Annotated in this window: 14 protein-coding genes and 1 pseudogene; 4 read left to right on the forward strand and 11 right to left on the reverse strand. The window is 64.5% G+C overall.

All coding sequences use genetic code 11. The features are described from left to right. Positions 1-28 precede the first annotated feature (28 nt). Both MUN85_RS13070 and MUN85_RS12945 read right to left on the reverse strand, forming a co-directional pair. Positions 29-226 (reverse strand): annotated as a pseudogene (locus MUN85_RS13070) (hypothetical protein); the annotation flags it as partial. A gap of 18 nt (positions 227-244) precedes the next feature. Further along, on the reverse strand, positions 245-520 hold the full coding sequence (locus MUN85_RS12945; protein WP_250506419.1) for a hypothetical protein: 276 nt from the start codon (positions 518-520) through the stop codon (positions 245-247). On the opposite strand from MUN85_RS12945, the gene MUN85_RS12950 reads away from it, so the two are divergent. The 4 genes from MUN85_RS12950 (at position 506) to MUN85_RS09100 (ending at position 3286) form a co-directional block, all read left to right on the forward strand. Further along, a complete protein-coding gene (locus MUN85_RS12950) occupies positions 506-844 on the forward strand; it encodes a CPBP family intramembrane glutamic endopeptidase (RefSeq protein WP_348647973.1) in 339 nt (112 codons plus the stop codon). The two genes, MUN85_RS12945 and MUN85_RS12950, sit on opposite strands and share 15 nt — an antisense overlap. Positions 845-856: 12 nt before the next feature. Beyond that, positions 857-1993: a DUF418 domain-containing protein gene (locus MUN85_RS09090; protein ID WP_250506421.1), complete on the forward strand. Its 1137-nt coding sequence runs from the start codon at positions 857-859 to the stop codon at positions 1991-1993. A 28-nt stretch (positions 1994-2021) separates the two neighbouring features. After that, positions 2022-2933: an ATP-grasp domain-containing protein gene (locus MUN85_RS09095; protein ID WP_250506422.1), complete on the forward strand. Its 912-nt coding sequence runs from the start codon at positions 2022-2024 to the stop codon at positions 2931-2933. 143 nt (positions 2934-3076) lie between these two features. Then, the gene (locus MUN85_RS09100; RefSeq protein WP_250506423.1) at positions 3077-3286 is read left to right on the forward strand and encodes a hypothetical protein; all 210 of its coding nucleotides are present in this window, start codon (positions 3077-3079) and stop codon (positions 3284-3286) included. On the opposite strand, the gene MUN85_RS09105 is transcribed toward MUN85_RS09100, so the two are convergent. The 9 genes from MUN85_RS09105 to MUN85_RS09145 form a co-directional block, all read right to left on the reverse strand. Further along, complete coding sequence (locus MUN85_RS09105; protein WP_250506424.1) at positions 3276-5159, reverse strand: FAD-binding monooxygenase; 1884 nt, start codon at positions 5157-5159, stop codon at positions 3276-3278. The genes MUN85_RS09100 and MUN85_RS09105 overlap by 11 nt on opposite strands. A gap of 60 nt (positions 5160-5219) precedes the next feature. After that, positions 5220-5888 carry a GntR family transcriptional regulator gene (locus MUN85_RS09110; protein ID WP_092566002.1) on the reverse strand — a complete coding sequence of 223 codons (669 nt, stop codon included), beginning with the start codon at positions 5886-5888 and terminating at the stop codon, positions 5220-5222. A gap of 51 nt (positions 5889-5939) precedes the next feature. Further along, on the reverse strand, positions 5940-7340 hold the full coding sequence (locus MUN85_RS09115) for a TRAP transporter large permease (RefSeq protein WP_250506425.1): 1401 nt from the start codon (positions 7338-7340) through the stop codon (positions 5940-5942). Beyond that, the gene (locus MUN85_RS09120) at positions 7337-7966 is read right to left on the reverse strand and encodes a TRAP transporter small permease (RefSeq protein WP_250506426.1); all 630 of its coding nucleotides are present in this window, start codon (positions 7964-7966) and stop codon (positions 7337-7339) included. The genes MUN85_RS09115 and MUN85_RS09120 overlap by 4 nt, the downstream gene beginning before the upstream one ends. A gap of 64 nt (positions 7967-8030) precedes the next feature. After that, positions 8031-9203: a TRAP transporter substrate-binding protein DctP gene (dctP, locus tag MUN85_RS09125; protein WP_250506427.1), complete on the reverse strand. Its 1173-nt coding sequence runs from the start codon at positions 9201-9203 to the stop codon at positions 8031-8033. Positions 9204-9233: 30 nt separating this feature from the next. Next, positions 9234-10298, reverse strand: a complete 1065-nt coding sequence (gene hpaD, locus MUN85_RS09130) for a 3,4-dihydroxyphenylacetate 2,3-dioxygenase (RefSeq protein WP_250506428.1) — start codon at positions 10296-10298, stop codon at positions 9234-9236. Between the two features lie 19 nt (positions 10299-10317). Then, positions 10318-11853 carry a 5-carboxymethyl-2-hydroxymuconate semialdehyde dehydrogenase gene (hpaE, locus tag MUN85_RS09135; RefSeq protein ID WP_250506429.1) on the reverse strand — a complete coding sequence of 512 codons (1536 nt, stop codon included), beginning with the start codon at positions 11851-11853 and terminating at the stop codon, positions 10318-10320. A gap of 8 nt (positions 11854-11861) precedes the next feature. Then, positions 11862-12782 carry a 4-hydroxy-tetrahydrodipicolinate synthase gene (gene dapA, locus MUN85_RS09140; protein WP_092566015.1) on the reverse strand — a complete coding sequence of 307 codons (921 nt, stop codon included), beginning with the start codon at positions 12780-12782 and terminating at the stop codon, positions 11862-11864. An 11-nt stretch (positions 12783-12793) separates the two neighbouring features. Next, complete coding sequence (locus MUN85_RS09145) at positions 12794-14242, reverse strand: fumarylacetoacetate hydrolase family protein (protein ID WP_250506430.1); 1449 nt, start codon at positions 14240-14242, stop codon at positions 12794-12796. Positions 14243-14245: the final 3 nt, after the last annotated feature.

The raw sequence follows: 14245 nt of genomic DNA on the forward strand, positions 1-14245 counted from the left end.
CCCCGAACCCCACCACTTTCGGCCCCTGTCAGTTCGCTGGTAGGGGCTTGTTGTTTTCGAGGCAGCGCTGCCACGGTTGCTCTCCGTCGACGACGGTGTCGGTGCGATGCATCCCCAGACTTCGCGCGATCGCTTGGGATGCGTCGTGGCACGGATGAATGTGGGCGACCAAGGCTTGGACACCGCGTTGCTCGAGGTGCTCGACGAGCAGGCGGGCCGCACGGTTCGCGTATCCTTTGACTTGCTACTTTCGCCCGATGACCCAAGCAATCTCCGCATAGCCTCGCCCTCGAGGCAGCGTGGCTTGGACGTAGCCGATGGGCGTGTACCCCGGCTCAAGGACGACCACGAGGTTGATCCACTCTTCGGCGCCGTCGGCAGAATTGCCGCGGGTCTGAATGGCGTAGCGGCGCTTGAGTTCTTCGACGCTCGCGGGGCCGCCACCGGTGAACTCATAGAGCGTCGGGTCAGCGTGGTGCTGCTTGCCGCGCAGCTCGTGCGGCGCGTGACGACGCTGCACGAGTCAAGCCCGTCGCTCTTGCTTTCGATCGCCATCATGGCCGCCTTCGTCGGATTCGCGGTAGAGCTGCTCATGCGCGGCTGGGCCATTACGGAGCTGCGTGGCGTTGGACTCAGTAAAGGTGCGGTAATTGCGGTGTCCTCGGCGCTGTTCGGGCTGTGGCACGTGCCCAATATTCTGCTTGACCCGAGCGCGGTCCAGGTCGTGCAGCAGGTAGTCTTTACGATGCTTGCAGGCGTCGCGTTCTACTGCGTGCGGCGTGTGACGGGCAAACTCTGGCCGGCAATGGCTGCGCACGCAGCCTGGGATTTCGCAGTTTCGTAAAGGTAGACGCCGATGACCGCTCGTCCACGCATTGGCCACTCGAGGCCCCGCATTGGCGGCCTCGATGTGGCGCGCGCCCTCGCCCTCTTTGGCATCATGGGCAATCACCTCATGGGTTCAGACACGACGGCTTCGTGGTTCATCGTGCGGATCATGGCCGACTTCCATGCGGTGGCGTTCGCGGTCCTCATTGGTGCGGGGGCGCAGCTGGAATATGAGGCGGCTAAGCGGCGCAACGACACATCCTGGCTGCCGGTCCTGATTCGGGCTGGATTCCTCATTGTGCTCGGCCTAGCCGTGGGTTGGTGGGCGACCCGAATCGCCGTCATCCTCGTGACGCTTGGCCTCCTGACGCTAGTGTGTCGGGCGATCGTGCCGGCTCGCACCTCGATCGTCGCCGCGATTCTCGCTTTGTTCGTAATCGTCGGGCCGCTCCTGACAGCAGCAAATGTTGCCTACGATTGGGGTCGCCCGCTCTACAGCCCGGACTTCTTCGATGTCGTGCGGCCCGCGGCGTACATTTCGCTCATGGTCGCCGACCCATACCCGTTCGTCGCCTGGGTGACCTATGGACTCGTCGGCATTATGTACGTCCGGCTCGTCGTGAACGCGCAGCGTCGCTACCTTGCCGTCGCAGGCGCTGCAATCATCGGTGCAGCAATCGCGCTCGGCGTCGATATACTGACTCGCGATCGCGCCACGCTCTTTACCGATCGCCTCCTGACCTGGGAGGCCTATTCCGGCAGTTACGTCAACATCATCAGCTCGGCGCTGATCGTCGTTGCAGGTGTTGCCCTGTGCTCGTGGGCCGTCGAGAACGCGCGCGGGATTGCGGGCAAGGCCCTGACCGTCCTCGCGGGCGTTGGCCAGCTCACGCTCACGTGGTACGTCGTCCACATCTTTGCCTCCGACCGGATGATCGGCTTCCTGGAAAACCTCGAGCCGCACCTGGCCTACCTCGATATCGGGGTGTGGGCGATTCAGATCGCGCTCGTATGTCTGCTCTCTCCGATGTACCTGGCGAATTTCCGGATCGGCCCGCTGGAAGCGGTGCCGCGCTGGATTTCTCAGCGTATTGCGCCGACGCGACGCGATTCACATCCCGGAAGTGGCCGCGGCGTTCCCCCTGAAGCACCATCGCGGGGCTAGGGGCAACCAAAAGCGATAACCTGGTGCCGTGTCGAAGCCAAGAGTAACCCTTGTGACAGGCCGGGAGCTTCCCGAGCTGAGCGAAGATGATCAGGTCCTGCCCCCGCTGCTGGAAGAGCGCGGAATCGATGTTCAGATCGCCATCTGGGACGACCCGGATGTGAACTGGGATGAGGCTGGCCTGTGCATCATTCGCACCGTTCCGGACTACGCCCCGCGTCGGAAGGAATTCTTCGAGTGGGCACATACCGTTCCGAAGCTGCTCAATAACCCGACCATTTTGGAATGGAATTCGGACAAGCACTACCTGCATGAACTCGCCGGTCGCGGGCTGCCGACGATCGAAACGACGTGGCTCGAGGTGCACCAGGATCTGTCCAAGCACCAGGTCCACACGCGTTTTCCTGCGGGCGGCGACTTCGTCGTCAAGCCTGCGGTCTCCTCGGGCCAGCACTCGACGGGCCGGTACACGGCGCGTGAAGCTTACTCCCGCATGGCGGCAATCCAGCACGCGATGGAGATCTTGGACAACGGGCACGCAGCGATGGTTCAGCGCTATCTCGTTTCGATGGAAGAGCGCGGTGAGATTTCGCTGATTTTCTTCAACGGTCTGCTCTCGCACGCCGTCGAAAAGGACACGATTCTCGATTCGCCGAACGGCGCTCGGCCGACCGTTCACCGCAACCGGGCGCACCCGCACGCGATTACGTCGGGGGAGCGCACCCGCGGTGAGGATGTGCGGGCAGCGCTGCACGAGTCGATCAAGCAGCTGTTGGGGCGCGACGAGCAGCTCATTTACTGCCGCATTGACATGGTCGCTGGCGATGACGAGCTCGAGATTCTCGAAGTATCGCTCTTTGATTGCAACCTCTACCTCACCTCGGACCACAAGGCCGCCGAAGCGTTCGCCGATGCGATCGCGATGCGAGCGTTCTGGTAGAGCTAGGCGAGCGAGTCCAGGTGGGCCGCGATACTCGCGACCGCCTGGGCGTTGAACGCCTCGTCATCGCGCATCAGCATGTGCAGCGCGAGCCCGAACTGCTCAGCGATCTCGCTTGGCACGCGGGGATTTACCTCCCAGCGATGCTGCTCGCGCTCGCGTTCATTCCTACGGTGACGCGCAGGCTTATCGGTCAGGATTCGACGCCGCTGCCGAGTAGTTCGGACGGGCTATCCCTGGTGAGCATTGCTCCGGGGGCGTTACGCGTGTGGACGATCATCTTCGTCATCGACGTCATCTGGACGGCCTACGACGTCGCTTTTCGCGCAGCGCCCCAGCGTTCTAGGGAGTAAAGATCGGGCGGAAGAACGCCGCAAGCTCCTCAGGTGCATCCAGCGGCAGGATCGTCGCGACGTACTGGTCAGGGCGCACGACGATGATTGCTCCGTCGCGGCTGATCTCGCGGCCGGCGAAGATGTCGTGGTCCGGGTTTGTCGCGAAGATCTGGTCCTGGTCGATGAGGCCGAAGGGGCCGTTCGGTGTCTTGAAGGCCTTCGGCACCTTCAGGACGTCGACATCGGTGTAGTTCTGCTGGTAGATGACCTTGACATCAAACAGCGAGTTGAGGTCCTGGCCCTCGGGCGTGTGAGCGAGCACGGGCGAGGCAGGGTCGGAGGCGAGGAAGTCAGCGAGCGCGGCGACTTTGGAGTCCTCACCCGGCGCGGGCGCGTCGGCAAAGACATAGATCCGCCAGCGCCCATCGGCGCGGTGCAGGTGACCGAGATGCAGCGGGTTCGAATCCGACAGCCTCGTGACCTTGTAAGACTTGAAGCGCTTACCGATCGGATACCCTGCGGCCAGATCCTGGTGGGTCGCTTCGCCGACGATCATTGACGGCTTGTATTGCGTCATGAAGCCAGCGGGGAACTCGGCGGTCCGGACGTAGTATTCCTCCAGCGCCGACGGGCTTTCGAGATCCTCGGGCTTGGCTGCCATCATCGAGGACCACTCCCGGTCGAAGTCGATGAGGTTTTGGGCAATCTCCTGGCGCTCTGCGGTATAGGTCGACAGCAGCGAGGCGGGGGACAGGCCCTGCACGACCTGGCGGATCTTCCATGCGAGGTTGAAGCCGTCCTGCATCGACACGTTCATGCCCTGGCCGGCCTTTGCGCTGTGGGTGTGGCAGGCATCGCCCGCGATGAAGACGTGCGGGGTGAGCTCTGCGACCTGCTCGCTCGGAACATCATCAAACCGGTCGGTTACGCGGTGGCCGACTTCGTAGACGGACCACCACGCGACATCCTTGACGTCGAGCGAGTAGGGCTTAATGATCTCGTTCGCCTTGGCGATGATTGTCTCGAGCGGGGTTTCGCGCACCTTGCGATTGTCATCGGCGGCGACTTCTCCGAGATCGACGTACATGCGGAAGAGGTAGCCACCTTCGCGCGGAATGTGCAAGATGGAGCCGGCCTTGGACTGGATCGCGCATTTGATGCGCACGTCCGGGAAGTCGGTGACAGCTAAGACATCCATGACGCCCCAGGCATGGTAGGAGACGCCACCGACATGCTGGGCTCCGATGGCGTCGCGCACTTTGGAGCGGGCACCGTCGGCGCCGAGGACATACTTCGCGCGGACAGTCCGCTCCTGCCCCGAGTTCTCTGCACCCGCGCCGATGAGGGTCACGGTGACCGGATACTCCTCGTCGCGATCGATCTCAAGCCCCTTAAACTCCCAGCCCCAGTTCGGGGTGAGGCGAGCCGGGCCGTTCTTCGCGTACTCCGCGTAGTAGTCCAGGACTCGGGCCTGGTTGACGATGAGGTGAGGAAACTCGGAGATGCCATGCTCATCATCGGGGGTGCGAGCGGTGCGCACGATGTTTTCGGGGTTGTGCGGGTCGGGCTTCCAAAAGCACATTTCGGTGATGTGGTAGGCCTCCGCGGAGATCCGATCGGCGAAGCCAAAAGCTTGGAAGGTCTCGACGCTGCGGGCCTGGATGCCGTCGGCCTGGCCGATCTGCAGGCGGCCGTCGCGGCGCTCCACAAGATAGGCCGAGATGTCACCGAACTGGGCGAGCTGTGCGGCCGTGATCATGCCCGCGGGGCCGGCCCCGACGATGAGGACGTCCATGGTGTCGGGAAGGTCCTCGCTGCGGTTGATGCCAATGCCTGCTGCGGGCAGGACGCGGGGATCGGTCGAGACGTAACCGTGGTGGTGGAACTGCACTGGTTTCTCCTCACTGCTGTGTGGGGGGCTACGGGAAAGGGAACTGGAATGATGAACGAATTAGGACGCGGGTCGTGATTGCATGAATTGGTTGAGCGCTCGCAACTTGTGGGCTCGGGCTGCTCGTTCCACCTCCTCGGCGCCGGATCCGGAACGAAGCAGAGTCAAAATATGGTCGTGCTCTTGGACTGAGGTCAGGGAGCGCACCGGCTCGAAGGCGAAGGTGTTGCGGCGGATCACCGAGACCCGCTCCCATTCGCGATCGAGGATCTCGTTGAGATACCGGTTGGGGCAGGCGTGGCACAGCTGCTGGTGGAAGCGCTGGTTCAAGTCAGTAAACAGCCGCGGATCGAAGTTGCCTTCGGCCAACATGCGCATCTGGTCGTTCGTTGCACCGGCCTGATCCAGCTGCTCGCGCGTGATGTGAGCGGCGGCCAGCGCGGTGGCCACCCCCTCCAGCACGGCGAGGGTTTGCATCGCGTCTGCATAGTCGTGGACATCGATGGAGGCGACCTCCGCCCCAACGTTCGGGGTGAACGTCACGAGCTTTTCGGCTTCCAGGCGGCGAATTGCTTCCCGGACGGGGACCGTGGAGACGCCGAGATCCTTGGCGATCTTGTCGAGCACCAGGCGATATCCGGCGGTGATGCGCCCGCTGATGATCCGGTCGCGTAGCTCGCGATAAACGAGCTCGGACTTCGATAACGCCCGCGGCGGTAATTGTGTCATTCCAGTGACCTTCCTCAGGTGAGTTCCGCTTCGATCCTAGGCTCGCAAGCGCTAGACCGAGACCAACGAGGGCAGCCACAGGGATAGCTGGGGGACAAAGAACAAGATGACGACGAGGATGAGCTCGACGATGACAAACGGCAACACGCCCTTGAAGATCTCGGTGACTCGCACCCCGGAGGCGCCCGCCACAACGAAGCAGTTGATGCCGACGGGAGGTGTCACCATGCCGATCTCGATGAGCTTGACGATGAGGATCGCGAGCCAGATGCCATCGAAACCGAGCTCGGTCGCGACGGGGTAGAGCAGCGGCACCGTGATGACGAGGATCGAGATCGACTCTAGCGCCATCCCGAGCGGAATGAGCGCGAGCAGCAGCAGTCCCATCGTCACGTGGGGACTCCATCCCGCGGAGATCACGGCCTCGGTGAGCATGTGCGGGACTCGGGCCGCGACGAAGAAGACCGACAAGATGGCCGAGCCAACGATGATTGCGAACACCATCGAGGTGGTGCCGGCGGTCTCTTTCAACGCTTCCACGATTGCGCGCGAGGTCGCCTTCCAGCCCTCCTTGTACATCTCCGCGACGAGCATGATGCCCGCAGCGAGCGCACCGATCGCGGCCGACTCGGTGGGGGTGAAAATGCCGGAGTACATACCACCGAGCACGATGAAGAACAAGATTCCGACCCGCACGACGCCGCGCATCGGCAAGTCGCGCCACCGGGTGTCAGGCGGATTGACCGTCTCCGAGCGGGGCTCGGCGGCCTGCTCGCGGGCGCCGGCGGGCGCACCGGACGCCTGGACGAGGGCGCGATCGAGTTGCTTGGCACGAACCTTCGAACGGTCCGAGCGCGAAGCAATGATGATGTACAGGGCGTAGGCGCAGGCGGACAGGATGCCCGGAATAATGCCGGCGGCCAGGACCTTCGCGACGGACTCGCGCGTCATGATCGCATACAGCACGAGGATCACCGAGGGCGGGATGAGAACGCCGAGCGTCCCGGCCACCGCAACGGTCGCCGTGGCCATCGAAGTGCGGTAGCCGTGGCGCTGCATTTCTCCGACGCTCAGCCGGGACATCGTCGCGGCCGTGCCTATAGAAGAGCCGGAGACAGCGGCGAACCCGGCGCAGGCCATGACCGTGGCGACACCGAGGCCGCCGGGGAAGTGGCGAAATACGTGTGCGGCGACCTTATAGACCTGCTCGGCGACCCGAGCCTTGACCGCGAACATGCCCATGAGAATGAACATCGGGATGATCGTCAGCGAGAATGTCGCGGTTTCGGCAAAGGGGGCGGAGCCGAGGGTCCGCGTGGCAAACGCGTCGCCGCGAAGGGCAAACAGGCCAAGGGCGCCGGACAGGCCGAGGGCGAAGGCCACCGGCATTCGCAGCGCCAGCATAACGAGCATGATGACGATGACGAGGATTACGAGCGTTGTGACGGTCATCGGTCATCCTTTTCGGTTGCGGCTTCGCTGGCCAGCCGAGCGGCCTCGGCGTCGGAGATTTGTGCGGACTCGTCGTAGTCGCCGGCCTCGCCCGTGACGTATTCATAGGGGTGGTCCGTCGCGTAGGTCATCCGCTCATCGACGCCGAGCACCTCCTTGCCGAGCGCGACGCGCAGCAGGTTGACGACGGACACGAGGAGCATCGCGGCTAGGCCGACGACGATGATCCAGCGCGCCGGCCAGATCGGCCAGGCCACGAGGCCCATGCGCTTTTCGCCCGCGGCAAGTGATGCGGAGGCTCGCACGAAGGTCGCATAGGTGATCCAGCCGAGGAAGATCGTCGACAGCAGCCACGCTACGGTCAGCACCCAGCGCGTAACGCGAGCGGGCAGGCGCTCGGTGAGGAGGTCGACGGCAATGTGGGAGTTCGTCGCTCCGGTATAGGCCAGTCCGAGGAAGACGGCAGTGACGAGCGCGGTTTCGGAGATCTCCAGGACGCCGGGCACTGAACGGTTGTACAGGGCGCGGTAGACGACGTCGATGGCGATGGCGACCATCATCACGAGGGTGGCCAGCGTCGCGAGAATACCGAGCGCGGAGGTGAGGGCCTTAATGGGTTTTTCCATCCGACTGTCCTTTGTCGAGCGGGCGGGGGCGGGGTGGGGGCACGTGCGTGCCCCCACCTACCGGTTAGCGGTTAGCGAAGCGCTCGATGCACTTCTTGACGGGATCCTCAACGATGTCCGGCTTGGCGGCCGCTTCGTCATAGGCGGCGCGGTAGTCGGCGAGGAACTTCTCGGGATTAGCAAGGCCATCGGAGGCGGCCTGCTGCTGCCAGGCTGCGAGCAGGTCGTCCAGGACCTGGTCCTTCCACTCGGCCGTGGCGCTTTCGTCCCAGGCGGTGAAGGACTCGACTCCGGAGTATTCCAGCATCGCGTCGCACTGCGCTTCGGTCGCCTCGTTGAAGGCCTTCATGCCCTCACCGGCGATGAGATCGGCCTGGACGTCCTCGACGACCTTCTTCAGGTCATCGGGCATGGCCTCGAACTTCTCGCTGTTGAGCCAGATCGCGAACGTCGTGTACACGCCAGCGCCGGGCAGCGCCCAGTCCTTCAGCTGCTCCATGAGCTTGTAGTCCACGGGGCCATCCATCGTCCAGGACACCGCGTCGGCGAGGCCGCGCTCGACACCCTCATAGGTTTCGTTGGCGGGCAGCGCGACGACGTTGGCGCCGACCTTTTCGAAGGCCTGCTGCAGGTAGGCGCCGGTGACGCGGAAGCGCTTGCCCTTGATGTCCTCGATCGAGGAGACCTTGCCGTTGGTGCCGATGATCGTCAGCCCGGGGTGCCAGGCGGCGATGAGCTTGATGCCGGAGTCATCCCACGCGGCCTTGGCGTCCTCATTTTCGGTGTTCGCCTTGTAGATCGCTTCCATGAAGGCCTGCGAGTTATCCGCCATGAACGGGATCGTCGCGACCGACATCGTCGGGAAGAGCTGCGGGGTGTAATCCGAGATCGAGGTGCCGATATCGGCGCGGCCATCGCGCACGCATTCGGCGACCTCGGCGGGCTTACAGATCGAGTCCGGTTCGGTGCGGTTGACCTTAATGCGGCCGTTGCTGCGTTCTTCGATCTGATCGAGGAACCAGTTCTGGACGGGCGCATTGGGGGTGTGGGGCTGAACCATCGTCACCATGTTGAGCTCAACGCTCTCGCCGGAGGCATCGCCGGTGGCGGTGGAATCGGAGGTTGCTCCGCCACCTTGGCCGCCGCCGTCACTTACGATGCCGCCACCGCCGCACGCGGACAGCACGAGGGCCGATCCCGCGAGGGCGGCAAACAGGCCGACCTTGGTCTTTTTCATGTCACTTCACTCCATCAGGGTTGGGGCTCCTCAGACCTGGTGGCCGAGTTTGAAGCCTTCTTCGGTGTCGTCTTTGCGGGTGTAGGAAAAACCGTCGGCGCCAATGGTGACCTCCATTTCGGAGTCCTCCTTGCGCGCGGTGACGGGCTGCGGGTTGCCGTCCAAGTCCATGACGAGGGAGGCTTCCGTGTACCAGGAGGGGACCACGGCGTGCCCCCACCAGTCGCGTCGCTGGTTGTCGTGGACGTCCCACGTGACGACCGGGTTGTCCGGATCGCCGGTGTAGTAGTCCTGGGTGTAGATCTCCACGCGGTGACCGTCGGGGTCGCGCAGGTAGAGGTAGAAGGCGTTGGATACGCCGTGGCGCCCGGGGCCGCGCTCGATCGAATCCGATTTGCGCAGGGCACCGAGCTTGTCGCAGATGTAGAGGATGTTGTGCTTTTCGTGGGTGGAAAAGGCGACGTGGTGCATGCGCGGGCCATCGCCGCCGGTCAGCGCCGTATCGTGCACGGTCTGCTTGCGACAGAACCACGCGGCATACGTCGTGCCTTCCGCGTCTTTGATGTCCTCGGTGCGCTTGAAGCCGAGCGCCTCGAGGTAGGCGGCGCCTTTGACGACGTCCGGGTAGACCTGGTTGAAGTGGTCGAGGCGGACGAGGGCGCCGGGGCCCATCTGGTCGTACGCCCAGGCCAGGCGCTCGACGTGGTCGACCTCGTAGAAGAACTCGTAGGGAAAACCGAGGGGGTCAACGACGCGCACGGCGTTGCGTACGCCGCGAGTGAAGTCGCCGCGGCGGGTCTCGCAGCCGAGCTCCTGATAGTAGGCCTCCGCGCGATCGACATCCTCCTGGCTGCGCACCCGGTAGGAAAAGACGGCGACGCCGGCCTGCTCGGCCTTGCGCAGCACGAGGTTGTGGTGGATGAACTCCTCGAAGGAGCGCAGGTAGATGGCTTCGTCGTCTTCGTGGGTGACAACCAGACCGAGGATGTCGACGTAGAACTCGCGCGAGGCGTCAAGATCGGTGACAAGCAGCTCCATGTAGGCGCAGCGCAGCACATCGGGAGCCGGCGCCGCGGGGACGGGGATCTCGCTCATGGGGTTCTCCTTAAGGGGATCAGCAGCCCGGGCCCGCGAGGCCCGGATCGTTATCGGTGTATCCGGTGGCGCCGAAGCGCGTGGTGTGGACGTCGCCCAGGGTGACGTGGATGGCCTGCTGGGTGGAATAAAACTCCAGCGAGCGGTAGCCGCCTTCCTGGCCGAGGCCCGAGCCCTTGACCCCGCCAAAGGGGGTGCGTAAATCGCGGACGTTGTGGGAGTTGATCCACACCATGCCCGATTCGATCTGGTGGGCGACGGTGTGGGCGCGGGTGACATCGCGGGTCCATACGTAGGCCGCGAGGCCGTATTTCACGTCGTTGGCAAGCTCGATTGCTTCGGCTTCGGTATCAAAGGGCGTGATCGCCACGACCGGCCCGAAGATCTCTTCTTGGAAGATGCGTGCCTCGCGCGGCACGTCGGCGAAGACGGTGGCCTCCAGGTAGTTGCCAACCGGCAGATTCTCGGGGCGCTTGCCGCCGGCCACGAGACGGGCCTCGGACTTGCCGATCTCGACGTAGTTCATGACGCGCTCGTAGTGTTCGGGGTGCACGAGCGCGGCGATCTCGCTCGCCTCATCCGAGGGCGGGCCGACCTTGACCTTCTTTGCGCGTTCCGCATAGGCGGCGACGAAGTCGTCGTAGATCGATCGCTGGACGAGCAGGCGGGAGGAGGCGGTGCAGCGCTCGCCGTTGAGGGAAAAGACGCCGAAGAGGGTCGAATCGAGGGCGGCTTCGAAGTCCGCGTCCTCGAAGATGATGGCCGGGGACTTGCCGCCGAGCTCCATGCTCATGGCCTTCATCGTCGGCGCGCAGTTAGCGAAGATGATCTGGCCGGTGGTCGTCTCACCCGTGAAGGAAATGAGGTTGACGTCCTCGTGCTTGACGAGCGCGTCGCCGGCGGTTTCGCCAAAGCCGTGCACGATGTTGAACACGCCCGTGGGCAGTCCGGCATTTTCGAAGATCTCGGTCCACAGTTCGGCCGACAGCGGCGTGAACTCGGCGGGCTTGAGTACGACGGTGCAGCCGGAGGCGAGCGCCGGAGCGAGCTTCCAGGACTCCTGCATGAACGGCGTGTTCCACGGCGTGATGAGGCCTGCGACGCCCTTGGGTTTGCGGTTGACGTAGTTCAGCTGGCGGCCGGGCATGCGGAAGGCATCATCGATCTGGGCGACGATGAGGTCGGCGAAGAAGCGGAAGTTCTCGGCGGCTCGGGCGGCCTGGCCTTTCGCCTGGCGAATCGGCAGCCCGGAGTCGAAGGACTCCCGTTCGGCGAGCTCGGCATTGCGGGCCTGGACCTCGTCGGCGATCTTGTACAAAATGCGGGCGCGCTCGCGCGGCATGAGGTTCGGCCACGGCCCCGAGTCGAAGGCCTCGCGGGCGGCGGCAACCGCCTTATCGACGTCGGCTTTATCGCCGGCGGCGCACTGGATGTAGACCTCGTTCGTCGCCGGGTTCAGGACGTCGAAGGTCTCGCCGGAGACGGAATCGGTGAGCTCTCCGCCGATGTAATGGCGGAGGCGCTCGGGCAGGCTTGCGGGCTTAGCGTCGGTCATGACTCTCCTTAGTCCGTGACGTCGGTGAGGTAGTCGGCGGCCTGATCCGCGAGGGCGCGAACCTTGTCCTTGCCGGCATCGGTCAGGTTGATCAGCGGCGGGCGAACGTTCGGGCTCGAGATGAGGCCGCGCTCGGCCATGAGCCACTTCGCGGGCGCGGGGTTCGTTTCGGTGAAGAGCAGGTCCACGAGCGGGTGCACGCCGTAGTGCAACTTGCGGGCGCCCTCCATATCGCCCTCGACGGCGAGGCGGTAGGTATCGGCGACGGCCTGCGGCGCGATATTAGCAAGCGCCGAGATGAAGCCGATGCCGCCAAGGCTGAGCAGCGGCAGGCACAAGAGCTCGATGCCGGACCACATGAGGACCTCGCTCCCGCAGTGGAACATCGTGCGCGAGAAGTGCTCGAAGTCCTTCGTCGTTTCCTTAATCCCGACGATGTTGTCGAAATCGCGGAACATGCGCGCAAAGGTCTCCGGGGCGAGCTCGACCGCGGTGCGGGAGGGCACGTTATAGGCGATGAGAGGCAGGTCGGGGAACTCGCGCGCGACGGTGCCATACCACTGGTAGAGCGCCTCCTGGGTGGGGCGGGAGTAGTAGGGCGTGATGATGAGTGCGGCATCCACGCCGAGTTCGACGGCCTTGGCCGTGAGTTCGAGGGTGTCATCAAGGCTGGCCGAGCCCGTGCCCGGAACAAAGGACATGCCGGTATCGCCGATCGCGTCCTTGATCGTTTCCAGGGCCGCGGCCCGCTCGGCGAGCGATAGCGAGCTGGGCTCGCCCGTGGAACCGCCAAAGGAGATGCCGGCCGAGCCATGGGCGTGCTGCCAGGCGACCATGCGGCGCAGCGAGTCGTGGTCGACCTCGCCGGAGTCAGTAAAGGGGGTAAAGAGCGGGGCGATAGATCCGCTGAGCCTCTCACGCAACGACATGGGGGTCCTTTCTACTTCTGCTGCGAGGCCCACGCCTCGTAGCGCTCGCGCCAGGCGCCAGATAGGGGGTAGAGGCCGTCGACGGAGTTGCCCTCGGCGACCATCTGAGTAATGAACTCTTCTTCGGCTTCCTGCTGCTCGGCGCCTTCCAGGACGTCCATGAGCAGGGCGGGCGGGATGACGATCGGGCCGTCGTCGTCGGCGACGATGACATCCCCGACCCGCACGAGTGCGCCGCCGCAGGCAATGTCGACGTCGGTCTCCCACGGGATGTGCCGCCGGCCAAGGACGGCCGGATGGTGGGAGGCGGCGAAGACGGGCATCCCGAGCTCGGCGACGAGCGCATAGTCGCGCACGCAGCCATCGGTGATGATGCCGGCCGCGCCGCGCGTCTTGGCCCGCAGCGCGAGGATGTCGCCGAGTGTTCCGGCGTCCGCGACGCGGCGTGCGTCCATGACGAGGACCTCGCCTTCGCCCACGGAGTCGATCGCGCGCTTTTGTGCGTTGTAGCCGCCGCCGCGCGCTGCGAACTCGTCCTTGCGGTAGGGCAGGTAGCGCAGCGTGCGCGCCCGCCCGATGAGCTTGGAGCCGGGGATCAGCGGGTGCACGCCATCAATCGAAACCTCGTTGAACCCGCGCTTACGCAGTTGCGCCGAGAGGGTCGCGACGGCGACGTTGCTTAGCCGCTCGCGGATTTCGGCCGTCAGCTCGAAGGTCTCGGCGCTCTCGGGCTCGGTGCCCCAGGCGTCGGCGCGCTGCTTGTCATCGACCTTCGGCGGATTGCCGACGTCGGCCAGTGCCGGTCCCTCGATCACGGTGGTCGCGAGGCGGCCGGAGCTGCGGGAGGGCTCGCGCTGGTCGAAGACCTCGACCTCGATCCGCTGGCCGGGCTGAGCCACCGACGCGCCCGACGGGGTACCGGTGAGGATGACATCGCCGCGCTCGAGCGTCATGAAGCGCGAGAGGTCGGCGATCATCTCGCCGAAGCTGAAGAGCATGCCGGCGGAGGAATCGTCCTGGACGAGCTCGCCGTCCAGCCACGTGCGCACACCGATCGCGTTCGGGTCGAGATCGCTCGCGTCGAGCAGCTCGGGACCGAGGGGAGTGTAGCCGTCGCCGCCTTTAGAGCGAACATTGGACCCTTTGTCGGCGTAGCGCAGGTCGTGCAGACCGAGGTCGTTCGCGGCGCTGATCCAGCCGACGTGCGACCAGGCGTCCTCGGGGGAGACGTTTCGGGCATCGGTGCCGATGACGATTGCGATCTCGCCCTCGAAGCCGAGCAGCTCAGTGCCTTCGGGGCGCGTGACCTCGCCAGAGCCGACGAGAGAGGAGGATGTCTTGAGGAAATAGGAAGGGTGCGCGGGGGTGCGGCCACGCTGTGCGGCGCGTGATCGGTAGCTCAAATGCACGGCAATGACCTTGCCGGGTCGGAAGCCAAGTCGCTGGGTAAGGACGTCCACAGG

It is taken from the genome of Bowdeniella massiliensis (genome assembly GCF_023634005.1).
Taxonomy (GTDB): Bacteria; Actinomycetota; Actinomycetes; order Actinomycetales; family Actinomycetaceae; genus Bowdeniella; species Bowdeniella massiliensis.